Below are 22,209 nucleotides of genomic sequence, written 5' to 3' on the forward strand. Positions count from 1 at the left end.
AGTGATATAGCCTTGTGCCAACCTTATTGTCGGAGTTTCAATATGCGCCGTATTGCGCCAATTCTTTTAGCTACATCGTTTGCGATTGTTCTTGGCGGCTGCGCCCATAAACCGGCTACTGATGCCCAAGCTGGCAGCCCAATGAAATTTAATTTCGGTAAAAAGAAAGATACCCAAGCAGGTATTGGCGTGAACGGTTATTTGTGGCGCGCCACTTTGGACACATTAAATTTTATGCCGGTTGCAAGTGCCGACCCGTTTGGCGGTACCTTTATCACCGATTGGCATTCAAATGATGCTACGCCTAATGAACGTTTCAAAGTTCAGGTTTTCATCCTTGATAATCGTCTTCGTGCCGATGGTATCGCGGTTCAGGTTTTCCGTCAGGTTAATAACGGCTCTGGTTGGACCGATGCATCTGTAAGCCCTGACACAACTTTGCAGATTGAAAACGCAATTTTGACCCGCGCACGTCAATTGCGCATCGCAAACATTGAATCTGAAAAATAGTTTCAATTAAGCCAAAAATGATACCCCGCACGTGTTGCGGGGTCTTTTTGTTTATGAGACCACCAACCCAAAACCCCTTGATTTTCCCGACATTTCAGAATAGTTGAAACGCATTATGGCTTTGGTCGAAATAATTGGCCAGAAATTGGCTAGATTAAGATTTTCACACATTTGGTAAAACATGACTGATAATAATAAAATTGCTGAAAACATTAAATATGACGCAATAAAAACCGAACAGAAACAACGCAAAATTTGGGATGATAGTAAATTATTCTTTACTGGCGAAATTAATAAAGATGCCAAAAAATCCTATGTTTTGGAAATGTTTCCTTATCCTTCAGGTCGGATTCATATGGGGCACGTTCGTAATTATGCGCTAGGCGATGTAATTGCACGTAAAAACCATGCCCAAGGCTATCAGGTTTTGCACCCAATGGGTTGGGATGCCTTTGGTTTGCCGGCGGAAAACGCGGCGATGGAACGGGGCGAACATCCTGGCAAATGGACCTATGAAAATATCAATGTGATGAAAGAGCAATTGAAGCTTTTGGGCTTTTCAATTGATTGGTCACGTGAATTTGCGACTTGTGACCAAACGTATTATCAACATCAACAGCGTCTTTTCATTGAAATGTTTGAAAAAGGCCTTGTTTACCGCAAAATGTCAAAAGTAAATTGGGATCCGGTTGAAAATACCGTTCTTGCCAATGAACAGGTGGTTGATGGTCGTGGCTGGCGTTCTGGTGCCTTGGTTGAACAGCGCGAATTAAACCAATGGTTCTTTAAAACCACCTATTTTGCCGATGATTTGATTGATGCACTAGAAGGCTTAAATGAATGGCCAGAACGCGTTATTTCGCAGCAATTCAATTGGATTGGTCGTTCTGAAGGCTTAAAATTTAAATTTGATTTAACCCAAAAATTTGGTGATTTTAATGGGTTAGAGGTTTATACAACCCGCCCCGATACATTATTTGGCGCATCATTTGTGGCAATTGCCGCCGATCACCCAATTGCCAAAGAGCTTGCTAAAAATAATGCGGATTTAGAAGCCTTTATTAATGAATGCAAACAATCCGCGGTCACTGCCGAGGCATTGGATACCCAAGAGAAAAAGGGCTTCAATACCGGCCTGAAGGTTAAACACCCATTTGACGACAATTGGGAAATTGATATTTGGGTCGCAAACTTTGTATTGATGGAATATGGTACGGGCGCTATTTTCGGCTGTCCGGCGCATGACCAGCGCGATTTGGATTTTGCCCGTAAATATGACCTAAAAGTTACCCCTGTTATTTTGCCAAAAGATGCCGATGCGGCAACTTTTAATGTTGAAAATGAAGCATATTCAGGTGATGGTAGCATTTTTAACTCTGATTTCTTAAATGGCCTATCTATTGAGGCCGGCAAACGTGCCGCAATTGATAAAATGGTGGCATTGGGACGTGGTGAAGCAACCAAGGTTTTCCGTCTTCGTGATTGGGGTGTGTCACGTCAACGTTATTGGGGTTGCCCAATTCCGATGATTCATTGCGATACTTGTGGCGCGGTTCCAGAGAAAATTGAAAATCTACCGATTGCCTTGCCAGAAGATGTTACTTTCGACAAACCTGGTAATCCGCTTGATCGCCATCCAACATTTAAACAAACCAAATGCCCAAAATGTGGTGGTGATGCCCGCCGCGAAACCGATACATTGGATACTTTTGTTGATTCATCATGGTATTGGGCGCGTTTCTGTGGCCTTAATCCTGATGCGCCAACCGATTTGGAAGGGGTTAATCACTGGCTATCTGTTGACCATTATATTGGCGGTATTGAACATGCGGTTCTTCACCTCCTTTATGCTCGTTTCTTTGCCCGCGCGATGAAATTAACTGGTCATGTCAATGTTTCAGAGCCGTTCAAGCATTTGTTTACCCAGGGCATGGTTACACACGCCACTTTTAAATCCGAAGATGGAAAATGGGTTAACCCTGCGGATGTAACAATTGACGGGAAAAATATTTTTGAAACCGCAACCGGTAAAGCTGTTACCATGGGTGCGGTCGAAAAAATGTCCAAGTCCAAGAAAAACACCATTGACCCCGAATATATTGTTTCGACCTATGGTGCGGATGTGGCACGCTTGTTTGTATTATCCGATTCCCCGCCTGAGCGTGATGTTGAATGGTCACAAGCGGGTGTTGAGGGGGCAAGCCGTTTCGTAAACCGTGTTTATGCACTATTTGCCAAACATGCATTGCAATCTAAAACCCCGGTCAATGAAACCCCAAATGATTTGGACGGTGATGCACTGGCCATTGTTAAGGCTGCACACAAAGCGGCACTTAATGTTACCAATGCAATTGATCGTTTTGCCTTTAATGCGGCAATTGCCAACATGTATGAATTGCTTAACTTCCTTCGCAATTTTGATGGCAAGGATGATGCAAAAATTATTAATGCACGTGGATTTGCGCTTTCGGTATTTGCGCGGCTTTTACAACCATTTACCCCGCATTTGGCCGAAGAAGTTTGGACGTTATTGGGTAATGATGGTTTCTGTGTCAAAGCACCATGGTTTGAGGCCGATTTGAAATATGCAATTGATGATGAGGTGGTAATTCCGCTTCAGATTAATGGTAAAAAACGTGATGAATTAAAAGTTCCAAAAGGCTCTGAACAGGATTACGTTTTGGAACTTGCAAATTCTTCAAAAGCGGCGGATATCTATCTTAATGGAAAAACCATCCGCAAGGTGATTTTCGTAAAAGACCGTATCCTTAACATTGTGGTGAGTGATTAATGAATAAAAAACCCGCGTCCCGTCGTTTGGTTCTTGCTCTAATGGGGCTTGGTTTGCTGGTTGGCGGATGTGGGTTTTCGCCGGTTTATTCGCAAAATGGTGCAGGCATTGGGCCAGTAAATATTGCGCCAATTGATGGACGAACCGGATATTTTCTTGAACAAGAATTGCACCAATTGGCGGTTCTTGAAAAACAAGACACTACACCGCGTAATTTAAAAATCAAACTTACCCGTGATTTTTCAAATATCGCATTGGGTCAGGATTCTTTTTATAAAAGAATTAAAATTAATTATTCGGTTGAATACACCCTTGAAGCTGGCAACAATAGACCAGAAATAAAAGGTAATTTTGCTGATTCAATTGCTTTTTCCGGCAGCGCCAACCCATATTCCGAAGTTAGTCTTCAAAAAGATGCCGAACAAAAGGCCGCCAAAGAAATTGCCGACCGTATTTGGCGTGAGTTGTTGATAAAAACCAACGCCACCAAATAAAGGGGGGCGGCCCAAATGGTAAAAATTGCCAAACTTGTTGACGCGATAAAAGATGCGCAAGCGGGGCGGGCGCCGCGCTTTGTCATTATACATGGGCCAGACCGGGGGATTTGCGCCAAAAATCTTGGAATAATTGCGGATAATCTTAAATCACGCCATCCCAATCTTGAAATGCGGAGTTTTAACGAGGATGATTTGGCGCGCGATTTCACCAAACTAGAAGAAGCTATTATGGGTTCATCGCTATTTGGTGGGGCGTCAATTGCCCGCCTTAATATCAAAACTGATGGACAAGGTTCAAAATTAATCCCGCTTTTGCAAAATTACGGTGAGGTAGGGAATATTGATGGCGCATTATTAATTAATGGTGCAGGGTTGGCCGCCAATTCAAAACTTGTGGCAGCGTTTGAAAAGGCCCAATCGGCATGGGCAATCCGCACCTATGAACCCAATGCCGCCGAATTTGCAGGCCTAATTCGTGAAAAAGCCAATCAAGAGGGTGTTAAAATTTCCAATGAGGCGGTTTCATATTTAATTGAAATCACGGTTCAGGATTCCGAAATTCTATTGAACGAGATTGAAAACCTTTCGCTTTATGTCGGTAAAGGCAATGAGATAACAATTGATGCCATAAATGAACTTTCGGTTGGTGGTCGTGAAGGCAAGGTTGACGAGATTTTAAACGCCGCATTTTCTGGGCTTGCCAAGGCAACAATTATCAAAAACTATCAATCGCGTGTTGCAGGTTTAAACCAAATTCAAATTCTTAATGCACTTGTGCGTCGTTTGCGGCAATTAATGTTTTTACGCGCCGATTTCGATAAAGGGCAAACCGCCGAAGCAATTGTAAAAGATCGCCGACATAATATTTTTTGGAAAGATCAGGAAAACTTTAAAAAGCAAATTGCAATTTGGACAATTCCTGCACTTGAAAGTGTTTATTCGCGTGCGGTACAAACCGATATTTTATTAAAACAATCTAATTATCCAATCCAAGAAACTTTGGAAAAATTATTTATTTCGATTGCTGACTTTGCCGCCCGTAAAAGAGGGCGATAAATTTAATTTGATAATTGGTGGCAATATTAACGCTTTAAATTAAACCTTAATTCTGATAATGGCGTGTTCATGAAATATTTGAAAATGAACGGTTTGGGTAATGAGTTTGTGGTTCTAAAAAGCCATGAACGTCTGCACCTTGGTGAAAATCAGGTTACGGCATTGCATCGCCCGCAAGATTCTCTTGGCTTTGATCAGCTTTTGTCAATCGAACCTTCTGATTATGCCGATTGTTTCATGGGTATTTGGAATCAGGATGGCTCAAAAGTGGCCGCTTGTGGTAATGGCACGCGCGCTGTGGCGTGGGCAATGATGGAAGAAACCGGCAAAGACGAAATTTCAATTGAGACCGAGGCGGGAATTTTATACGCCAAAAAAGCTGGCGACAAATTCGTTTCGGTCGATATGGGTGAACCGCGCCTAAAATGGGATCAAATCCCACTTTCTGAAGATATGCAAACCATCCGTATGGAATTACAGATTGGCCCAATTGATAACCCGATTTTGTGGGGGCCTTCTGCCGTTTCAATGGGTAATCCACATTGCGTTTTCTTTGTTGAGAATGCCGAAACCGCACCAGTTAAAGAAATTGGACCGATGATTGAATATCACCCACTTTTTCCAGAAAGAACCAATGTGGGCTTTGCGCAAATTATCGATCGTCAAACCATAAGATTACGGGTTTGGGAGCGTGGTGTGGGTGAAACCCTTGCCTGCGGCACCGGTGCATGCGCGGCGCTTGTGGCGGCAGTGCGCCGAAAATTGGTTGATAATAAAGCGCGAATGAAACTTAATGGCGGTGATTTATTCATTGAATGGCGTCAAAGCGATAATCACGTCTATATGACGGGGGCGGTGGAAACCACTGGCTCTGGTGATTTGAAGATTTAGTTTCATTTTGGGGCATTTATAGACCCAAAATTTGCATCAATTTATAACAATTCCGTATTTAACCCGCAAAATATATGATTTTTGCGGGTTTTGTTTTGGCATACGCTTTGCATCAGTAGAATTACCGCGGGTTCTCCTATCCGCATCCAATTATTGTTTTCAATATTTTGGATCCCTACACATACTTTACTATACCCACCCTATCCCACAGGGTGGGTTTTATTTTGGGTGGGTTTTATTTTGCCCCAAAATACCGCAAAAAAACTTGGTCACAAAATTTTTAATTTTAATTCCTGACAATTTGCGCTAACCAGATAATAGGGAATTAAATTATCTATGAAACCAATAAATGATATTGCATTTTGCCTTAATGACCTTGATAGATGTGGCGAAATTCGTGGTGATAAAGACAAATTATTTGAACTATTCAATTCACCAACGGCAAAAATAATTTTATTTAAACAAATTATGCCATTGATGGGTAATGATGGTGATACGCTTTTTCCAATTTATTTAGCTTCAGGCAAGCTGCCGCCATTTGAAAAATCTATATTCTTGGGAATTGATGGCGAAGACACCCCATATTTTGCCGTACAAAATATGGATGAAGACCTTGAACCACTTTTGAATGGTGAGTTTTTGGAAATAAGACAAAATATGCTTAAAATTGATGTCCGCGATATAAGTATATTGGGGACGGCACGTTCATTACTCATGTGGCATGATGCGCATGGCTTCTGCCCCAAATGCGGACATAAAAGCATTATTTTAGACGCAGGTTGGAAAAGATATTGTGAAAATTGCCATACAGAACATTTCCCACGCATTGACCCCGTGGCAATCATGTTGGTGCTTTACGGCGATAAATGTCTTTTGGCGCGATCGATAAATTTCCCCGAAGGGCTTTATTCCAATCTTGCTGGTTTTATTGAGCCAGGTGAAACATTAGAACAAGGATGCGCGCGCGAAGTTTTGGAAGAAGTTGGTATAAAAGTGGAAAATATCCAAATTATCGGCAACCAACCTTGGCCAAATCCGTCGCAATTAATGATTGGCATGGTTGCACACGCCCAAAGCGATAAAATAGAAATAAACCCAACTGAGGTATTGGACGCCGGCTGGTTTACCAAAGAAGAAGTTAGGGCATTGTTATCGGGTGGTATGGAAATAAAGGGCAACCATTGTTATGGGCCACGCGTCACGGCGATTGCCTATCATTTATTGCAATATTGGTTGAACGAGTAATTAAAGAACCGATAATATTTGCAATCATTTATTAGGCTTTTTGCGCTATATTTTACCCATTGGTAAGGTATATGTGGAAGCAAATAATTGAAAAATTAAGAGGTTTTTTTCCGCGCAGCAGTAAAGAGGGCGCGCGGTATGGCCTGTTGCAAACTTTATCATATTCAAAAGATTTAGGAAAAAATCTTTTTATAGCCAGAATATTAATTGCTTTAGCGATATTTCATTTCATTAATGCCTATCTTGCGATTGCATTTTTTGTAACGCTAAACATAATATCTTCCTTTGAGATTAAAACCATTAATTTGGTCTCAGATGAGTTTGATAAAGGCGAAATAGATATTGAAACGGCTGAAAATCGGCTGTTTAAATTTATTTTTGTTCGCTTAATGGTTGCCAGTTCTTTATATACTGCTTATCAGTTTGGGGCGATTGGTTATAATTATAACCGCTTTTTTGCCGAGGGTGTAACATTCTATATCGCCGGACTATCTGCAATATCGATATATCAAACCGCCTCTAGTCCACGGTTATTGTTTTCAACTTTATTGCCAACGCTTTTTATTGTTTTAATCGCCGCAATTGGTGCAGCCGTAAGAATGAACACCATCATTCCCGTAATTGCGCCCGTAACATTTGTTTTTGGTTCAATAGTTGTAGCAATATCAACATGTTCAGACAGAATTAAAATTAGCGAGATATTCCTTGAGAATATTAAAAAAGCCAAAGAGTTCTCGGCCCACGAAAAACAAAAACAACGTGATTCAAAAATCCGTGACAGTGTTGAGAGAATTGCCTCCCTTGGTACATATCAAATTTATTTTAATGGTGAAGAAAATATATGGTCACCTGGTGCATGTCGTATTTTTGGTTATGACGAAAACACCCACGTTCCAAACCGTATCGAAATCATAAAATTGGTTCTTAATGAAAGTCGCCACACATTTATTAAATCATTCTTTCAATGTGCCCAATATGGCACCCCATTTGAGATTTCTATTAAAATTAAAGACTATTCTAGCAAGCTCAAATATATATTGATTAATGGCGTACCGATTTATAGCGATGAAGGAAAGATCGTTGGCATAGATGGCATCGTGTTGGATGAAACCCGCCATTACAAAGCAATTTCAGAGGCAAAGAACGCCGAAGACCTGTTAAACCTCGCTCTTAGAAATGGCCGCGCGGCGGTGCTTGAACATAATTTTGCAACTGGAAAAATGCGTGGTTTTGGCGCGCTTGATATTTTTGGTTTTAATAGCGAAACCAAAAGTGCGGGTCTTGAAAAAGCGGTTATGAAAACTTTTGGCCGCTCTAATACTAATGTGATATTTGGTGCAATGTCGGAAGCAATGCGTACCGGCGAAATTCAAATCCGCGAACACAGAATTATTCTTGATAATGGCAAAGATATTCATGCACGCTTTGCAATGGCGGTAACAGGTAACATTATGCAACGCCAAGGGCGTATGATAACCATCACAACAGATATTGGCGATGAAATCCGTCACCGTGAAGAATTATCTGATGCACTTGTAGAGGCGGGGCGTGCCACCCGTGCAAAATCTGAATTCCTTGCCAATATGAGCCATGAAATCCGCACACCGTTAAATGGCGTTATTGCAATTGCCGGAATTTTGGCAAAGTCAAAATTAAACAAAAAACAGAAAGAAATGGTCGAGCTTATAGAATCATCGGGCGAGACATTAAAATCATTGCTTAACGATATTCTTGACTTGGCGCGCGTTGAATCGGGTCGTCTTGAGATTGAAAACATTAAATTCAATCTTGATAGTGCTTTAAAAACCTGTGTCGCCTTATTTACCGCCAAAGCAGAGGAAAAGGGGCTTGATTTTGTTTCAAACTTTGACGATGCGGTCGATAAAATTTATGAAGGCGATCCAAATCGTATCAAGCAAATCATAAATAATTTGCTTTCAAATGCGATAAAGTTCACCCCATCTGGTCAGGTTGCCCTCAATGCTTATTATTCACGCAGCTCTGATAATCCGAAAAGGTTTAATTGGGTTTTTGAAGTTTGCGACACAGGCAAAGGCTTAACCAAAGACGAAATTGGAAGTCTTTTTGGTCGATTTGAACAATTAGATGGCTCAATAACCCGTGAACATGGTGGATCTGGGCTTGGTCTTTCAATTTCAAAATCACTTGCAGGATTAATGGGCGGAACAATTGCGGTTGAATCGGTTGTTGGAAAAGGCTCAAAATTCAAATTATGCCTGCCGTTGTATGAGTGTGTAGCAGAACAACAGACACAACGCCCAACCCAAGACAATCAAGAAATTGAAAATGATGCCGAAAATGAAGAGGTAAATCTATCAATCCTTGCCGTTGACGATAATGCAACCAATCGCAAAGTAATTGAAATGATACTTGCCCAATCTGGCGTAGATTTATTCTTATGTACCAATGGACAAGAGGCATTGGATGCCTATAAAACCAATAATTTTGATTTAATCCTTATGGATTTACAAATGCCGATTATGGATGGTTTAACCGCCACCAAAAAAATTCGCGAATTTGAAAGAGAAAATCATTTGCCACATGTGCCATTGGTTGCGGTTTCGGCAAATGCAATGTCGCATCATATTAAGGACGCAATTGATGCAGGCGCCGATGCCCATCTTGCAAAGCCATTTACACCTAATCTATTGCTTGAATGTATTGAAACCACTTTGGAAAATGCGCAAAATCAACAGCAACAGAATAATATGGCGGTGCAATAACCATTTTTTAAATGTGGGCGTTTATAACGCATTGAAATAAACAAAAATATTCCTATCTAGGTACTATGGATTACGAACATACAAATCAGGCCCGCGAAGCACAAATTGCGTATGCCAATTCAATCGGGATTGACGGTGAGTTGATAAACACGCTTGTTGAAGAGTTCTACGCGCGCACCAGAAAGCACCCAAGTCTTGGACCGATATTTGAACAACGCGTCAAAGATTGGGATGAGCATTTGTATAAATTAAAACACTTTTGGGCATCAGTCTGCCTAAGTTCGGGAACTTATACCGGCAGACCAATGCCGGTGCATTTGCAAATCACCGAGGTGCAGCAATACCATTTTTCACAATGGTTAGAGCTGTTTGAACAAACTTTAAACGATGTAAGCCCAACAAAAGAAGCAACCCAATATTTTATGGAGCGGGCAAACCGCATCGCACATTCTTTTATGTTGGGAATGTTTTATCGTCCAAAATAATATTTGATTAGGCTTTTTTTGGTTTTCCGTGCCAGCGTGTGTACAACCACGCCGCTAAACCGATTTGAAGAACAATAATAACAACTAGCCAACCGATAGCAATCATTGCTAAAGGATCCATGCTTGCCAATTTTGCAATAACCATAATTAACCTCCTCATTTATATAGTGAGAGGTAAAGAATTATTATAAAAATTGGAAAGCATAATATGACTGCGTGCCGCGCGACAACATGCCGCGCAATGCCTCAATCAGCGTATTAATAACGCTGATTTTATATTTTTCCGCAGTTTTATAACCCAAAACGAAGGTAATTTAATATTTTTACCCGCGCGTTTTGCCATCAAGGCAAATATTCAGGCTATTAAGCTTTTTTCTGTTTACCCATATGTCCCACAAGCCATACGCCCAAGCCAAGGGTAATGCCAAGTGTGATAACCAAGAAAGCAATCGCAATCCATGCCAACGGGTCAATTGTAACCATTCTTGCAAGTAACATAATATTCTCCTCATCCATTATGGAAGGGCTAATGGTTATTCCTAATATTATGATGGGATAATATGACCACGTGCCGCGCGACATCGTGCCGCTTTATTGTAGTGCCCGTAACATAAATGTTTTTGTCGGATTTGTGATCAAATTCTTAGTCTGATTTAAGGCTATAACCACCCTCTTCGGTGATTAATAAATCGTCTTTTCCAAGCGCGTCATTAAGTTTTTGGCGCAGGCGATAAATGTGGGTTTCAAGCGTATGGGTTGTTACCCCTTCATTATAGCGCCAGACTTCGCGCAATAATTCCTCCCGCGAAACCTTGCCCTCTGCTTGGTTAAGATAGGTCAGAATTTCGATTTCTTTGTCCGTAAGTTTTAAGACCTCTTGATTGCCAAGCATAAAGGCACGTTTAAGGGGGCTAAATTCAAAGCCATTTAATTTCAATGCCGCCATTTTACTGGCTTCGCGCGTGCGGATTAGGTTGTATATCGCTGCTTCCAGCTCGGCAAAGCGGAACGGCATGGCAATGGCAATCAAATCTTTGCCAGAAGCAAACCTATTTGCATCAACAATATGCGGAATTGCGCCTTTAAAGATTAAAATTGATGGAATATTAATCTGCGAAATTTCTGGTTTAAGGCTATTATAGAATAATATTTGCAAATCGGGTTCAAAGTCATCATCATTCGAAATGTTGAAATTATTCTGTGCTGCAAGCCATTCATAAATGGCAGCACTTATTAACTCATCAAAACCCTTTATTAGAATCTTAGTTTTATATATCATATTCATTACAAATCTTTGGGATATTAAAAATGATTTTTGAAGTCCAGTCAATCGATGGTGGTCATAAAGGCAAAATCAAGGTTGGTGATCAGGTTTTTGATTGCGCACTTGGTAAAAAAGGTGTGCTTGCCGCCGCCGAAAAGCGTGAGGGGGATAATAAAACCCCCGCCGGTAAATGGGCTTTTCGTAAAATCTTTTACCGCAAAGATAAAATTCCGCTTTTGGTCGCGCCACTTGAACCGGTTGCTCTAGAGGAAAACTTTGGCTGGTGTGACGCCGCCGATGATGCGAATTATAATAAATTTGTTCTTCACCCATATCCAAAGTCTGCTGAACATTTGTGGCGCAAAGATGATGTTTACGACATTATCGTGATTTTGGGTCATAATGACGATCCTGTGGTTCCGGGATACGGCTCTGCAATTTTTATGCACGTTGCCCGCCCGGATTATTCAGGAACCGAAGGCTGTGTCGCCCTTAAAAAAGAAGATTTAATCACGCTTTTGGCACTTGCTGCCAAGGATGCTGATGCTGATTTTATTGAAGTAGTGGCATAATTTCATTCGGCTTTCGTTCAGGTTCATATGGTAAATTCACTATATGAAAATACGATACCTTGCCCCCATTCTTGCCATTTCAACCCTGTTCTCAATTCCTGCACAGGCTGAAACAACTTTGGATTCTGCACAAAATTTGGTTGAAAATTATTATTCCGCCATAAATGCGCATAATTACAAAACTGCATTTGATCTTTGGCAAAAGGACGACAAGGGCAAAAATGCCAATGGGCAGAATTTAAAAAAATTCTCCCACGGGTTCGACAAAACCAAAAATGTAAGTGTGCAAATCCTTAATATCGAGCCAATCGATGCCGGCATGGGTCATGTTTACACTACGGTAAATGTGCAAATAACCGCCACCGATAAAAAGGGTAAAGTAAAAAACTTTGGCGGTTATTATAATCTAATCGCGTTGAACAATACTTTTGCGCCAACCGATTGGAAAATTATGACCGCCAAGCTAAGCGAGTATTAACCCGCCGCCTCAATTGCTTCGGCGATGGTGATGGTTTTTAATGCCATATCACGGTGCAGGATTTCCGCCATTTTCCCCTCAACCTTTAAAACGCCTTTACCAGCATTGGCAGGGTCGGCGAATGCGGCAACCACCGCACGGGCATAGGCGATTTCTTCTGGTTTTGGCGCAAAAATATTGTTGCAAACCTCAATTTGTGAAGGGTGAATAAGGGTTTTTCCATCAAAACCAAAATTTTTGCCCTGTATACATTGGCTTTCAAAACCCTCTGTGTTTTGGATTTCGTTAAATACGCCGTCAATCACGCTAAGGCCGAAACATTTACCACCATTAACCGCCGCCGATAATGCATAAAGGAATGGCGCACGCTCCACATCCAAAAGAGCACCGGTTTCTTTGGCAAGGTCGTTTGTGCCCATAACCAATGCTTTAAACGGCACGGTTTCCGCCGCCGAGCAGATGGAGAATATATCCAAAATTGCACGTGGAGTTTCAATCATTGCCCAAATATCAATTGGGTTGCCGCCGTTTAATTCGCGGATTTTGGCATCAATTTTCAAAACCTGATCTTTTGATGAAACTTTGGGAACAAGAATAGCGTCGGGTTTTGCCGCCACCGCACATTTCAAATCATCGTCAAAATATTCTGTATCTGTGCCATTGGTGCGGATGATAATTTCGCGTTTGCCATAGCCACCGCCAGCCAGTGCGGCAGTGATACAATCGCGCGCCTCTTGCTTCATTTCGGGGGCGACCGCATCTTCCATATCCATAATGATGGCATCACAAGCAAGGGTTTTTGCTTTTTCCAAAACTTTGGCATTTGCACCCGGCATATAAAGAACGGAACGGCGCGGTTTGATGGTCATAAAATCCCCCAATTATTAAAATTATGCTGCATGTGCTAATAAAATTTATTGGTGGCTTTATCAATAGGAATAATACCATTGTTTAATAGAAAATAATGAAAATCTTTGTCCCAATCGGGCTTAAAGGCATTGCGAAACTTTTGCAAAAGGTCTATTGCAACCGCAAATAAAATTTTAAAAGCACCTGTTTATTTCGGAGGTTTATTATGGCTCGTAAAAAAATCGCGCTTATAGGCGCAGGTATGATTGGTGGCACGCTTGCACACATTTGCGCACGCGAAGAATTGGGCGACGTTATTTTGTTCGACATCGCAGAAGGCACACCACAAGGTAAAGCGCTTGACCTTGCCGAAGCGTCAACCACTTTTGACAAAGACGTAAGCCTTAAAGGCGCAAATTCTTATGCCGATATCGCGGGCGCAGATGTTTGCATCGTAACCGCGGGCGTTCCTCGTAAACCTGGCATGAGCCGTGATGACCTTATTGGCATCAACCTAAAAGTTATGAAAGCCGTTGGCGAAGGCATCAAACAATATGCACCAAACGCATTTGTAATCTGCATCACCAACCCGCTTGACGCAATGGTTTGGGCACTTCGTGAATTCTCTGGCCTTCCACACAATATGGTGTGCGGTATGGCTGGCGTTCTTGATAGCGCGCGTTTCAACTGGTTCTTGGCTGAACATTTCGGCGTTTCTGTTGAAGATGTTCACGCATGGACCCTTGGCGGTCACGGCGATGACATGGTTCCAATGGTTCGTTATTCAACTGTTGGCGGTTTGCCGCTTCCTGTGCTTGTTGAAAAAGGCGAAATCACCCAAGAGAAACTTGACGCAATCGTTCAACGTACCCGTGGCGGTGGCGGCGAAATCGTTGCCCTTCTAAAAACTGGTTCTGCATTCTATGCACCTGCTGAATCTGCGGTTGTTATGGCAAAATCTTATTTGCAAGACAAAAAACGCGCGCTTCCGGTTGCGGCATATAACAAAGGCACTTATGGCCTTGACGGTCTTTATGTTGGCGTTCCGGTTGTTATCGGTGCGGGCGGCGTTGAGAAAATCATCGAATTCCCAATGGATGACGGCGAAAAAGCAATGTTCGCAAAATCTGTTGCGGCGGTTGAAGGTCTTCTTGTTGCTTGTAAAGAAATCGACCCAAGCCTTAAATAATTAAATCCCCTTTATTCCTCCCCAGTAAAACTGGGGGAGGTGTCACCGAAGGTGACGGAGGGGGCGTTTAAAACGAACAAATCAAAACAAAACCCCGTCACAATGTGGCGGGGTTTTTCTGTTTGCAATTTAAATTTGTTTCAATAATACTAAAATCATAATGATTTTTATGTTTTGAAATGGTTTAACATGGCTGAAATACCCGATGTGTTTTATTATTTTACCACAGTCGATAGTGCAAAAGATGATATAAAAAATCGACATATAAAAATTTCAGAAATAAGCAAATTAAATGACCCCTTTGAGTTTTATTGTGAAGACTTTTCTGATGAGAGAGTAAAAAACGGCTCATTATATTTAAAAAAATCCGTTAGTGAAAAATATGGAATAATTTGCTTCTCAGAGGATTGGCAACATCCTTTAATGTGGGCACACTATGCAAATAGAAGTACAGGAATTTGTTTAGGCTTTAAGTTTCAAGATAATTTAAAGCCTAGAAAAGTAAAATATGTTAAATCCAGAACTAGAGATACCATAGAAAGAATAAATAAAGGACAAAAGACAAAGCCAGAAGATCTTATAAAAATTTATTCTACAAAATTTGATGGTTGGTCATATGAAAAAGAATATCGCAGCTTAATTGAACTAGACCACAGTGACAAAAATGAAAACGGTTTATATTTTGTTGAATTTGGGACAGCAATTAAATTAGTTGAAGTAATCCTAGGTTTGGCTTGCAATATAACGCCTAGTGAGGTGCAAATTTGGCTAAATGATTATGAAGACCACATTAAGATAAGCGAGACTACAATTTCATTGAATGAATTTAAAATAATCAAAAAAAAACACTAACCCCTAACATCCCCCCAATGCCTTAATCCCGCCGATAAACCATCGACCGTCTTTTTGTGTGATGTTTACCTCTGCCTTGCCGTTGCATGTGCTTTTGGTGCCAGAATAATTATAGGTTACGCGGTATTTTGTGTCGGTGATTTTTTCTAAATTTTGAAGCAATATCGGGGTTTTAAGATTGCCGTAAAATTTATTCATACTGGTAATGCCAAATGCGCCCTTGTCACGCTTTTCGGGGGTTATGAATTCTTGTGCCAAATCCCCGCGCCCGACCTTAAGCGAATAATAAAAGGCGCGTATTAATGGCATTGGGGTTTCATATTCTTCGGTTATGTCATTGCCTTCGTCAAAAACCTTGCGTTTTTCGACATAATTTTTTGGTTTTATTGTCGTGCCATTTTGTGTGATGTTGACGATTGTTCCCAAAACCGGTGCGTGGTGGTGCCCGTTAAAACCAGCAAAAAGCCCGTCCAACTTTACCTTAACCACTGCCCCTTTAAACAAGGCATTGTTATAATCATAACCGTTCATAAGCTGAATATCGCTAAAACCCGTGCCATCAAAATCGCCACCCGTAAAACAAATGGGTTTTTCGAGTGATAAAAAATAGCCCCCTTCGTACCAATCGCCCTTATTAATATCCTCATAATTCGGTTGTGCCGGAAGAATGTGGAAAGATAATTTTCCCGTAAGCTCGATTTGGCTGTTGTCGGAAATTTGGGTGCAGGTAGCGGCATTGGCACTTGCCCCAAAAAACATCAAGAAAAACAATGGCGCAAATAGGTATTTTTTATTCATGGTGGCAGTTTCCTCAAATTCACCTACATATTACATGGAATTTTATAAGACATAAGCCCCATATTGATGTTTTTTTTGTGGCTTGGGGCAAATGTCCGATGAAACTATTTGTCAAAAACATTATCCGAACATCGATCGGAGGTTTTTATGACACAAAACGACCCTACCCCTAATAATGAATCAACAGAGATTAAAGTATTCGATATCCCAACGCGCATGTTCCATTGGGCATTTGCGATTTCAATTGTAATGGCGTTTTCAATCGGTAAATTTGCCGATGATGACAGCCCAATTTATCCATTCCACATGTTTTTTGGCGCAATGGCAATTACCGCAGTATTGTTCCGCATCGTTTGGGGCATAATTGGCACCAAATATGCACGTTTTTCAGCGTTTAATTTAAACCCGTTTGCGCTTCCTGCTTATTTGAAAAGTGCGTTTGATAAAAATGCCCCTTCAAGTGCGAAACGTAATCCGGCGTCATCAATTGCGGCAATTGCCATGATGATTTTCGGCATTATGATTCCGTTAAGCGGCTTTAAAATGCTTACTGCTGCAACCCGTGAACAGGGGCACCAATTCCACGAAATTCACGAAACTTTTGCAACCCTTATTATTCTTATCGCGCTTGTGCATATTGCGGGCGTAATTGTTTATAAAGTTGTAAAAGGTGAAAACCTTGGCCTTGCGATGCTTACTGGTAATAAAAAGGCCGCTGCGGGCGAAACCGGAATTTCCAATATTGCACCGGTTGCGGGCGTATTGCTTTTGACCCTTCTTGGTGGATCTGCATTTGCACTTGCATCAAATTATAATGCACAGGCTGGCACTGTGAACGTATTTGGTAAAACCCTTCAGGTTGCTGAAAACGAAAAAGGCGAAGGCGAAGAAGGTGACGAGGCCGAAGAAGCCGGCGAAAAAGGCGAACGCGGCGAATCCAAAGCCGAGGAAGCCCGTGAACGTGGCGAAAAAGGCTCAAACGAAGCCGAAGAAGCACGCGAACATGAAGGTAAATCTGCCGCCAGCAATGCCGTTGTTATCGACACACTTTCTGGTCCGGTAACACTAGATTCAAAAAATACTAAAGCTTATAAAGAATCAGAAGCCGAAGAGCGCGAAGAACGCGAACGCGGCGAAAAAGATGAACGTAATGAGAAAAAATCAAAATAGGCTTTGTAATGCAATTTAAAGAACGTATGGCAATTATTCTGGCACTTGCGATAATTGCCATATCGCTCTCCCTTGATATCTTTAGTGATGTCAAAATGGGGGCGGCATGGTGGCACGTCGCCACAGAGGTTGTGGTGGCAATTATTGCGATAGGCGGAATTTTTCTTTTGCTTCGTAATAGTTTGCTTCTTAAAAATCGCCTCGATAAAGCGAGCGTTGAACTTGCCGCCGAAAAAAAGGATGCCGCCATTTGGCGTGAACGCGCAAGCCTCCATATCGAGGGTTTGTCAAAGGCAATCGATGCGCAATTGAATGATTGGCAATTAACCCCAGCCGAAAAGGAAATCGCGCTTTTATTGCTAAAAGGTCTTAGCCTTAAAGAAATTGCTGGCATCCGCCATACAAATGAGAAAACCGTCCGCTCACAGGCGACGATTATTTATCAGAAATCAGGTCTTGGTGGTCGTGCCGATTTATCGGCATTTTTCCTAGAGGACCTATTGAAATAAACCCAAACTTTAACCCCCTCTTTGGTGTAGCGTTGAGGGGGATTTTTTTGTAAAAAAGCCCTGCAATGCAGGGCTTTTTATTTATACGTTGCAGGCAAGCTGATGGTGTTATCCGTGCAAATATTGCGTGCCGTTTACCGAAATGGTTGCACCATTAATAAAGCCCTGATCTTCGACCAAGAACACCACAACGCGTCCGATTTCTTCGGCTTCACCCAAACGGCCAACCGGAATTTGCGAAACGATTTTTTGCAAAACCTCGGGGGCAATTGCGGTTACCATATCGGTGGCAATATAGCCGGGGGCGATACAATTAACCGTAATGCCTTTGTTTGCACCCTCTTGTGCCAATGCTTTGGTAAAGCCAATAACACCTGCTTTGGCTGCGGAATAATTTACTTGTCCCGCTTGTCCTTTTTGCCCATTAATCGATGAAATATTGACAATGCGCCCAAACCCACGTTCGCGCATACCCTCGATAACCGGGCGGGTGCAGTTGAAAAGGCTGTCTAAATCTGTGGCGATAACTTCGCGCCATTGTTCAGGCTTCATTTTGTGAAAGAAGCTATCACGGGTTATGCCGGCATTATTCACCAACACCTCAACCGCACCGTGCTCTTCTGTGATTTTTGCCACCGCTTCGGCGCAAGATTGATGATCGGCAACGTCAAATTTAATAATATCGATGCCGGTTTTTTCTTTAAATGCTGCAGCTGCGTCATCGTTGCCGCCATAATTAGCGACCACTTTATAACCCGCATCACGCAGTGAGATTGATATTGCTTCCCCGATTCCACGGGTTCCGCCCGTTACCAGTGCCACTTTTGCCATTTTTTCCTCCAAGTTATTATTGTTGAAAAAATTGTGCAGTAGCGAAATAAAAAAATCAATTCGCCTAAAGTATGATTACGATACTTTTTAGGTAAGATTGATATTTAATATAATAGGTGTGTTATTTTGGTAACTTTTTTGCTAACCTTGCGTCAACGGATTTTTGGCTTTCAAGACCAAACACAACGGTTTGTTGTGGATTTAGTTCTTTTAGGCTTGTGACAAAGCATTCATTTTTGCCGCCCCCGCCCAAAAGGTAAAAGCGTGAAAACTTATCAATGCCCATACCATCGGTTTTAGTAGCAAGTGAAACTGCCGATTGTGGATCACCCATGCCAAAACAATTTAGCGGGCCACGATACCATTTTCCAAAGCCCTTGTTTAAATATAGAACATCCTGTCTGTCTTCACGGGTTACACGAAAACTATCAACCTGGCTTTCAAAAATTATGCGCGCTTCTGGTTGCTTATCAAGCTCTGCAACCGCCGCTTGGCGTTGGGCGATTGTTTCTGGTGTGGGCGGGGTTTGCGTTGTTGCGCATCCCGCACTTAATAATGCCAATGAAATAATTGCAAATGTACCGAATTTAAAAGATTGTTTCATTTTAAAATCTCTTTATTAAAACCATAAATTAAACTTAGTGGTTTTTGATAAAAAATCCATATGTAAACCAATATATTGCAAATATTTAATTGCACACCATATTGTGGCAAAGGGTTATCATGAGCGTGAATATACAAGGTTTTGTTGCAAACGGGTTTGAGGCGGTTTTAGAGCAATTTAAAGCCAATTTTGATCAGGGCCTTGAACATGGTGCAAGCCTTTGTGTGCAGCGGGCAGGCGAAACAATAGTTAACCTTTGGGGTGGTTATGCCGACCGTGCCAAAACCAATTTATGGCAAGAAAACTCGCTTGTACAATTCTTTTCGGCGACCAAGCCAATGTCGGCACTTGTACTTGGAATGCTGCAAGATAGGGGGTTCTTGAATTTTGACGACCCTATTTCCGATTTATGGTCAGAATTTACCCAACACGGTAAAGATATTACAATAGCCGAAGCTTTATCACATCAGTCTGGTGTTTGTGGTTTGGCAAAGCCAATGGAACAAACGGAATGGTTTGACCTTCACAAAATTGCCGAAAAAATCGCGGATGCCGAACCATTATGGGAACCAAAGACCGCATCTGGTTATCACCCTATGACGCATGGTTATATTGCCAACGAATTAGTTTATCGGGTTTTAGGGCAGGATTTAGCAGATGTTTTCGCGGCAGATATTGCCAGACCGCTTGATATTGAATTTTATATTGGCCTACCAGAAGAATTGCAAAACCGCTATGTACAATTCTTGCCGCCGCGCGAATTACCAGAAATGGGAAAAATAACCGAAATAAAGAAAATTGCCTTCCTTAAGAAATGGTCTGTTCCGCCACGTGTTGGTGTGGAGGCACTATCGGCAAAGATTCCATCCAACAATGGTTGCGGCACGACCAAGGCATTAGCAAGCCTTTACGGTGTTTATGCCAATGACGGCTATATAGAAGGGCAAGAAATTATTTCCAAATCAACCATGCAGGATATGACTAAAACCCGCATTCGTGGCGAAGATTTGGTTTTAAATCGCGAAATAGATTGGGCGGCCGGTGTAATGCGTAACACGACATTGACCTTTGGGCCTGAACCAAAAACGCTTGGTCATGCGGGGCGCGGTGGTGCTTGTGGATTTGGTGATCCGGTGCGCAATATCTCTTTTGCCTACGCCCCATCACAGCACTCAAACGCAATCGTTGGCGATGTGCGCGCTAATGCCCTTATTACGGCTTTATATGGCTGCTTGTAATAAAGCGCGCCAGTAATTTATCAAAGCAATATGGAAATTTAAAAACCCGCAAAACATGGCGGGTTTTGTTACCTATTAGTAAATCATAATTTCGCCATATTTATTACCAAAAATTAACACATTTACGCCAAAAATGGACGTAGTATTTTAAAAAATTAACGATTTAGCCCTTTATTTATTAAATTTCTCTTGAAAAAATTAACCAATTGTTCTATATACGTTCATAGAAATGACAAAATTGTAGTTTACTCTTCATTCAAGAATCAGGGAGTTCGTTATGAAAGCAGTGATCAACCCAAAATTTCCGCCAACGGATAAACAAATTTCATATCTTGGAAAATTGACCGGCATTCGCGGCAAGATGCAGCTTGGTCGCTTTGTTGCCCGTCGTCTTGGCAAAATCAGCCCTGAGATTGGTGGCCCACTTTTGACTAAATTCGACTTTTCGCGGGCGATTGATGCCGAATTAAAAGAACGTACTTTGGTCAATTAATAATCTAAACTCATATTGCCAAATTTTGTGTTCAAATTGGCAATTTGCGCTATAAAAAACTATGGGCGCAGCAAATTCAGAAAACCCCCACATAATCCGTGTTAAAGCCGGAACCGTATTATTTAGCCCTGGGCAAGAATGTCAGGGCTTTGTAAAGGTGCATTCTGGGCGTATAAAAGTGTTCTTAACTGCTGAAAACGGGCGTGAAATAATTCTCTATCGGGTTGAACGAGGTGATATTTGCCTGCAAACCTTTGGGTGTTTGGTAAATCAACAGCTATATTCCGCAGAAGGTCGTGCCGAAAATGATGTGGAAATTGAAATCATACCCCGTCCAGAATTTAATCGCCTTATTGTAAGCGATACGGCTTTTCGTGATCAGGTCTTTTCCGCTGTTGCCGCAAGGTTTAAATATTTTGAATTTTTGATTGAAACCGTCGCTTTATCATCGGTTGAGGTGCGTTTGGCGCGCATTTTACTTCGTCTTATGGATGATAATAAAAACGTACATGCCACACAAGAAATGCTGGCAAGTGAAATAGGCTCTGCGCGGGAGGTGGTAAGCCGACAATTAAATGTTTTTGCCGCCAAAGGGTTGGTAAAAATTATGCGCGGAAAAATTTTGCTAATTGCCCTTGAGAAAATTGAAAAAATCGCAAAGCAATCAGTTTGATTAATTATGTGTGACAAAGTCACAGACGGCGCGCTTTTTAATGTGTATCTTTATAACAGATTAAACGACATGAAAGGGAAATGTCATGAAGTGCAATGAAGGAACAATTGACCGCGCATTAAGAGTGATTGTTGGTTTGGCTTTAATTTCTTTGGTTTTTGTTGGCCCAAAAACCATGTGGGGATTAATCGGTATTGTGCCATTGTTAACCGGTGCAATTGGTTTTTGCCCAGCATATACACTTATAGGTTTGAATACTTGTAAGAAAAAATAATCTTGGATTGGCGGTTATTTTTTTGGTAAAATGACCGCCTGTGCCACGATATTGCAGCAAAGTGCCTGATTATAGGTTATAGATGGGCTTCCATAAAGTTCATAACCATCTTTAAGGGCTTGTGATACACGTTCACAAAAGTTTTTGTCGTCTTTTCCGGTTAAAAGGCGATATTGTAATTTTTCATCACTCATAA

Annotated in this window: 26 protein-coding genes; 18 read left to right on the forward strand and 8 right to left on the reverse strand. The window is 41.5% G+C overall.

The window, feature by feature from the left end; all coding sequences use genetic code 11:
• The first annotated feature begins 42 nt into the window (after positions 1 to 42).
• From KXV15_RS01240 to KXV15_RS01275, 8 genes are all read left to right on the forward strand, one after another.
• The gene (locus KXV15_RS01240) at positions 43 to 510 is read left to right on the forward strand and encodes a DUF3576 domain-containing protein (RefSeq protein WP_240006338.1); all 468 of its coding nucleotides are present in this window, start codon (positions 43 to 45) and stop codon (positions 508 to 510) included.
• A 181-nt stretch (positions 511 to 691) separates the two neighbouring features.
• Positions 692 to 3,301, forward strand: coding sequence for a leucine--tRNA ligase (leuS, locus tag KXV15_RS01245; RefSeq protein WP_240006339.1), 2,610 nt, complete (start codon positions 692 to 694; stop codon positions 3,299 to 3,301).
• Positions 3,301 to 3,795 carry a hypothetical protein gene (locus tag KXV15_RS01250; RefSeq protein WP_240006340.1) on the forward strand — a complete coding sequence of 165 codons (495 nt, stop codon included), beginning with the start codon at positions 3,301 to 3,303 and terminating at the stop codon, positions 3,793 to 3,795. Before leuS ends, KXV15_RS01250 begins: the two co-directional genes overlap by 1 nt.
• 15 nt (positions 3,796 to 3,810) lie before the next feature.
• Positions 3,811 to 4,854, forward strand: a complete 1,044-nt coding sequence (gene holA, locus KXV15_RS01255; RefSeq protein WP_240006341.1) for a DNA polymerase III subunit delta — start codon at positions 3,811 to 3,813, stop codon at positions 4,852 to 4,854.
• A 69-nt stretch (positions 4,855 to 4,923) separates the two neighbouring features.
• Entirely contained in the window at positions 4,924 to 5,745 is an 822-nt protein-coding gene (gene dapF / locus KXV15_RS01260; protein WP_275671517.1) for a diaminopimelate epimerase, read from the forward strand.
• 336 nt (positions 5,746 to 6,081) lie between these two features.
• Entirely contained in the window at positions 6,082 to 6,990 is a 909-nt protein-coding gene (gene nudC, locus KXV15_RS01265; RefSeq protein ID WP_240006343.1) for an NAD(+) diphosphatase, read from the forward strand.
• Between the two features lie 146 nt (positions 6,991 to 7,136).
• A complete protein-coding gene (locus KXV15_RS01270; RefSeq protein WP_240006344.1) occupies positions 7,137 to 9,734 on the forward strand; it encodes a PAS domain-containing hybrid sensor histidine kinase/response regulator in 2,598 nt (865 codons plus the stop codon).
• A gap of 65 nt (positions 9,735 to 9,799) precedes the next feature.
• Positions 9,800 to 10,219 carry a group III truncated hemoglobin gene (locus KXV15_RS01275; RefSeq protein WP_240006345.1) on the forward strand — a complete coding sequence of 140 codons (420 nt, stop codon included), beginning with the start codon at positions 9,800 to 9,802 and terminating at the stop codon, positions 10,217 to 10,219.
• Between the two features lie 7 nt (positions 10,220 to 10,226).
• On the opposite strand, the gene KXV15_RS01280 is transcribed toward KXV15_RS01275, so the two are convergent.
• The 3 genes from KXV15_RS01280 to KXV15_RS01285 form a co-directional block, all read right to left on the reverse strand.
• Entirely contained in the window at positions 10,227 to 10,364 is a 138-nt protein-coding gene (locus tag KXV15_RS01280; RefSeq protein WP_240006346.1) for a hypothetical protein, read from the reverse strand.
• A gap of 218 nt (positions 10,365 to 10,582) precedes the next feature.
• Entirely contained in the window at positions 10,583 to 10,717 is a 135-nt protein-coding gene (locus KXV15_RS13425; RefSeq protein ID WP_275671518.1) for a hypothetical protein, read from the reverse strand.
• Positions 10,718 to 10,862: 145 nt separating this feature from the next.
• On the reverse strand, positions 10,863 to 11,504 hold the full coding sequence (locus KXV15_RS01285; protein WP_240006347.1) for a winged helix-turn-helix domain-containing protein: 642 nt from the start codon (positions 11,502 to 11,504) through the stop codon (positions 10,863 to 10,865).
• 23 nt (positions 11,505 to 11,527) lie between these two features.
• Between KXV15_RS01285 and KXV15_RS01290 the strand changes: the two genes are divergently transcribed.
• Together KXV15_RS01290 and KXV15_RS01295 are read left to right on the forward strand one after the other, a co-directional pair.
• Positions 11,528 to 12,055 carry a L,D-transpeptidase family protein gene (locus tag KXV15_RS01290; protein WP_240006348.1) on the forward strand — a complete coding sequence of 176 codons (528 nt, stop codon included), beginning with the start codon at positions 11,528 to 11,530 and terminating at the stop codon, positions 12,053 to 12,055.
• Positions 12,056 to 12,098: 43 nt separating this feature from the next.
• Positions 12,099 to 12,533, forward strand: a complete 435-nt coding sequence (locus KXV15_RS01295) for a TcaA NTF2-like domain-containing protein (RefSeq protein WP_240006349.1) — start codon at positions 12,099 to 12,101, stop codon at positions 12,531 to 12,533.
• On the opposite strand, the gene KXV15_RS01300 is transcribed toward KXV15_RS01295, so the two are convergent.
• Positions 12,530 to 13,402 carry an HpcH/HpaI aldolase/citrate lyase family protein gene (locus KXV15_RS01300; RefSeq protein ID WP_240006350.1) on the reverse strand — a complete coding sequence of 291 codons (873 nt, stop codon included), beginning with the start codon at positions 13,400 to 13,402 and terminating at the stop codon, positions 12,530 to 12,532. The two genes, KXV15_RS01295 and KXV15_RS01300, sit on opposite strands and share 4 nt — an antisense overlap.
• A gap of 206 nt (positions 13,403 to 13,608) precedes the next feature.
• On the opposite strand from KXV15_RS01300, the gene mdh reads away from it, so the two are divergent.
• Together mdh and KXV15_RS01310 are read left to right on the forward strand one after the other, a co-directional pair.
• The gene (gene mdh, locus KXV15_RS01305; RefSeq protein ID WP_240006351.1) at positions 13,609 to 14,571 is read left to right on the forward strand and encodes a malate dehydrogenase; all 963 of its coding nucleotides are present in this window, start codon (positions 13,609 to 13,611) and stop codon (positions 14,569 to 14,571) included.
• Between the two features lie 189 nt (positions 14,572 to 14,760).
• The gene (locus KXV15_RS01310; RefSeq protein WP_240006352.1) at positions 14,761 to 15,423 is read left to right on the forward strand and encodes a DUF2971 domain-containing protein; all 663 of its coding nucleotides are present in this window, start codon (positions 14,761 to 14,763) and stop codon (positions 15,421 to 15,423) included.
• 3 nt (positions 15,424 to 15,426) lie between these two features.
• Here the strand turns inward: KXV15_RS01310 and KXV15_RS01315 are convergent, their stop codons facing one another.
• Complete coding sequence (locus tag KXV15_RS01315; protein ID WP_240006353.1) at positions 15,427 to 16,221, reverse strand: DUF4431 domain-containing protein; 795 nt, start codon at positions 16,219 to 16,221, stop codon at positions 15,427 to 15,429.
• 147 nt (positions 16,222 to 16,368) lie between these two features.
• Between KXV15_RS01315 and KXV15_RS01320 the strand changes: the two genes are divergently transcribed.
• Both KXV15_RS01320 and KXV15_RS01325 read left to right on the forward strand, forming a co-directional pair.
• Positions 16,369 to 17,391 carry a cytochrome b/b6 domain-containing protein gene (locus KXV15_RS01320; protein WP_240006354.1) on the forward strand — a complete coding sequence of 341 codons (1,023 nt, stop codon included), beginning with the start codon at positions 16,369 to 16,371 and terminating at the stop codon, positions 17,389 to 17,391.
• 8 nt (positions 17,392 to 17,399) lie between these two features.
• The gene (locus tag KXV15_RS01325) at positions 17,400 to 17,900 is read left to right on the forward strand and encodes a helix-turn-helix transcriptional regulator (protein WP_240006355.1); all 501 of its coding nucleotides are present in this window, start codon (positions 17,400 to 17,402) and stop codon (positions 17,898 to 17,900) included.
• A gap of 108 nt (positions 17,901 to 18,008) precedes the next feature.
• Here the strand turns inward: KXV15_RS01325 and phbB are convergent, their stop codons facing one another.
• Entirely contained in the window at positions 18,009 to 18,731 is a 723-nt protein-coding gene (phbB, locus tag KXV15_RS01330) for an acetoacetyl-CoA reductase (RefSeq protein WP_240006356.1), read from the reverse strand.
• Positions 18,732 to 18,852: 121 nt separating this feature from the next.
• Positions 18,853 to 19,335: a hypothetical protein gene (locus KXV15_RS01335; RefSeq protein WP_240006357.1), complete on the reverse strand. Its 483-nt coding sequence runs from the start codon at positions 19,333 to 19,335 to the stop codon at positions 18,853 to 18,855.
• Positions 19,336 to 19,454: 119 nt separating this feature from the next.
• Here KXV15_RS01335 and KXV15_RS01340 point away from each other — a divergent pair, with 119 nt between their 5' ends.
• The 4 genes from KXV15_RS01340 (at position 19,455) to KXV15_RS01355 (ending at position 22,013) form a co-directional block, all read left to right on the forward strand.
• Positions 19,455 to 20,573 carry a serine hydrolase domain-containing protein gene (locus KXV15_RS01340; RefSeq protein WP_240006358.1) on the forward strand — a complete coding sequence of 373 codons (1,119 nt, stop codon included), beginning with the start codon at positions 19,455 to 19,457 and terminating at the stop codon, positions 20,571 to 20,573.
• Positions 20,574 to 20,850: 277 nt separating this feature from the next.
• Positions 20,851 to 21,066 (forward strand): hypothetical protein, encoded by a 216-nt coding sequence (locus tag KXV15_RS01345; RefSeq protein WP_240006359.1) that lies wholly within the window; start codon positions 20,851 to 20,853, stop codon positions 21,064 to 21,066.
• Positions 21,067 to 21,127: 61 nt separating this feature from the next.
• Positions 21,128 to 21,739, forward strand: a complete 612-nt coding sequence (locus KXV15_RS01350) for a Crp/Fnr family transcriptional regulator (RefSeq protein ID WP_240006360.1) — start codon at positions 21,128 to 21,130, stop codon at positions 21,737 to 21,739.
• A gap of 85 nt (positions 21,740 to 21,824) precedes the next feature.
• Positions 21,825 to 22,013: a YgaP family membrane protein gene (locus KXV15_RS01355; RefSeq protein ID WP_240006361.1), complete on the forward strand. Its 189-nt coding sequence runs from the start codon at positions 21,825 to 21,827 to the stop codon at positions 22,011 to 22,013.
• 14 nt (positions 22,014 to 22,027) lie between these two features.
• On the opposite strand, the gene KXV15_RS01360 is transcribed toward KXV15_RS01355, so the two are convergent.
• Entirely contained in the window at positions 22,028 to 22,207 is a 180-nt protein-coding gene (locus tag KXV15_RS01360) for a DUF1737 domain-containing protein (protein WP_240006362.1), read from the reverse strand.
• Positions 22,208 to 22,209 lie beyond the last annotated feature (2 nt).

Origin of the sequence: Pseudaquidulcibacter saccharophilus, from assembly GCF_019455445.1 — a bacterium.
Classification (GTDB): Bacteria; Pseudomonadota; Alphaproteobacteria; order Caulobacterales; family Aquidulcibacteraceae; genus Pseudaquidulcibacter; species Pseudaquidulcibacter saccharophilus.

Bases quoted from the DNA above. Each gene is read 5' to 3' on its own strand.
- KXV15_RS01280 (WP_240006346.1), bottom strand. From the start codon at position 10,364: ATGGTTATTGCAAAATTGGCAAGCATGGATCCTTTAGCAATGATTGCT.
- KXV15_RS01240 (WP_240006338.1), top strand. From the start codon at position 43: ATGCGCCGTATTGCGCCAATTCTTTTAGCTACATCGTTTGCGATTGTT.
- KXV15_RS01310 (WP_240006352.1), top strand. From the start codon at position 14,761: ATGGCTGAAATACCCGATGTGTTTTATTATTTTACCACAGTCGATAGT.
- KXV15_RS01320 (WP_240006354.1), top strand. From the start codon at position 16,369: ATGACACAAAACGACCCTACCCCTAATAATGAATCAACAGAGATTAAA.
- KXV15_RS01250 (WP_240006340.1), top strand. From the start codon at position 3,301: ATGAATAAAAAACCCGCGTCCCGTCGTTTGGTTCTTGCTCTAATGGGG.
- KXV15_RS01340 (WP_240006358.1), top strand. From the start codon at position 19,455: ATGAGCGTGAATATACAAGGTTTTGTTGCAAACGGGTTTGAGGCGGTT.
- KXV15_RS01285 (WP_240006347.1), bottom strand. From the start codon at position 11,504: ATGAATATGATATATAAAACTAAGATTCTAATAAAGGGTTTTGATGAG.
- mdh (WP_240006351.1), top strand. From the start codon at position 13,609: ATGGCTCGTAAAAAAATCGCGCTTATAGGCGCAGGTATGATTGGTGGC.
- nudC (WP_240006343.1), top strand. From the start codon at position 6,082: ATGAAACCAATAAATGATATTGCATTTTGCCTTAATGACCTTGATAGA.
- KXV15_RS01335 (WP_240006357.1), bottom strand. From the start codon at position 19,335: ATGAAACAATCTTTTAAATTCGGTACATTTGCAATTATTTCATTGGCA.
- KXV15_RS01290 (WP_240006348.1), top strand. From the start codon at position 11,528: ATGATTTTTGAAGTCCAGTCAATCGATGGTGGTCATAAAGGCAAAATC.
- KXV15_RS01325 (WP_240006355.1), top strand. From the start codon at position 17,400: ATGCAATTTAAAGAACGTATGGCAATTATTCTGGCACTTGCGATAATT.
- KXV15_RS01295 (WP_240006349.1), top strand. From the start codon at position 12,099: ATGAAAATACGATACCTTGCCCCCATTCTTGCCATTTCAACCCTGTTC.
- leuS (WP_240006339.1), top strand. From the start codon at position 692: ATGACTGATAATAATAAAATTGCTGAAAACATTAAATATGACGCAATA.
- KXV15_RS13425 (WP_275671518.1), bottom strand. From the start codon at position 10,717: ATGTTACTTGCAAGAATGGTTACAATTGACCCGTTGGCATGGATTGCG.
- KXV15_RS01275 (WP_240006345.1), top strand. From the start codon at position 9,800: ATGGATTACGAACATACAAATCAGGCCCGCGAAGCACAAATTGCGTAT.
- KXV15_RS01360 (WP_240006362.1), bottom strand. From the start codon at position 22,207: ATGAGTGATGAAAAATTACAATATCGCCTTTTAACCGGAAAAGACGAC.
- holA (WP_240006341.1), top strand. From the start codon at position 3,811: ATGGTAAAAATTGCCAAACTTGTTGACGCGATAAAAGATGCGCAAGCG.
- KXV15_RS01315 (WP_240006353.1), bottom strand. From the start codon at position 16,221: ATGAATAAAAAATACCTATTTGCGCCATTGTTTTTCTTGATGTTTTTT.
- KXV15_RS01345 (WP_240006359.1), top strand. From the start codon at position 20,851: ATGAAAGCAGTGATCAACCCAAAATTTCCGCCAACGGATAAACAAATT.
- dapF (WP_275671517.1), top strand. From the start codon at position 4,924: ATGAAATATTTGAAAATGAACGGTTTGGGTAATGAGTTTGTGGTTCTA.
- KXV15_RS01355 (WP_240006361.1), top strand. From the start codon at position 21,825: ATGAAGTGCAATGAAGGAACAATTGACCGCGCATTAAGAGTGATTGTT.
- KXV15_RS01350 (WP_240006360.1), top strand. From the start codon at position 21,128: ATGGGCGCAGCAAATTCAGAAAACCCCCACATAATCCGTGTTAAAGCC.
- KXV15_RS01300 (WP_240006350.1), bottom strand. From the start codon at position 13,402: ATGACCATCAAACCGCGCCGTTCCGTTCTTTATATGCCGGGTGCAAAT.
- phbB (WP_240006356.1), bottom strand. From the start codon at position 18,731: ATGGCAAAAGTGGCACTGGTAACGGGCGGAACCCGTGGAATCGGGGAA.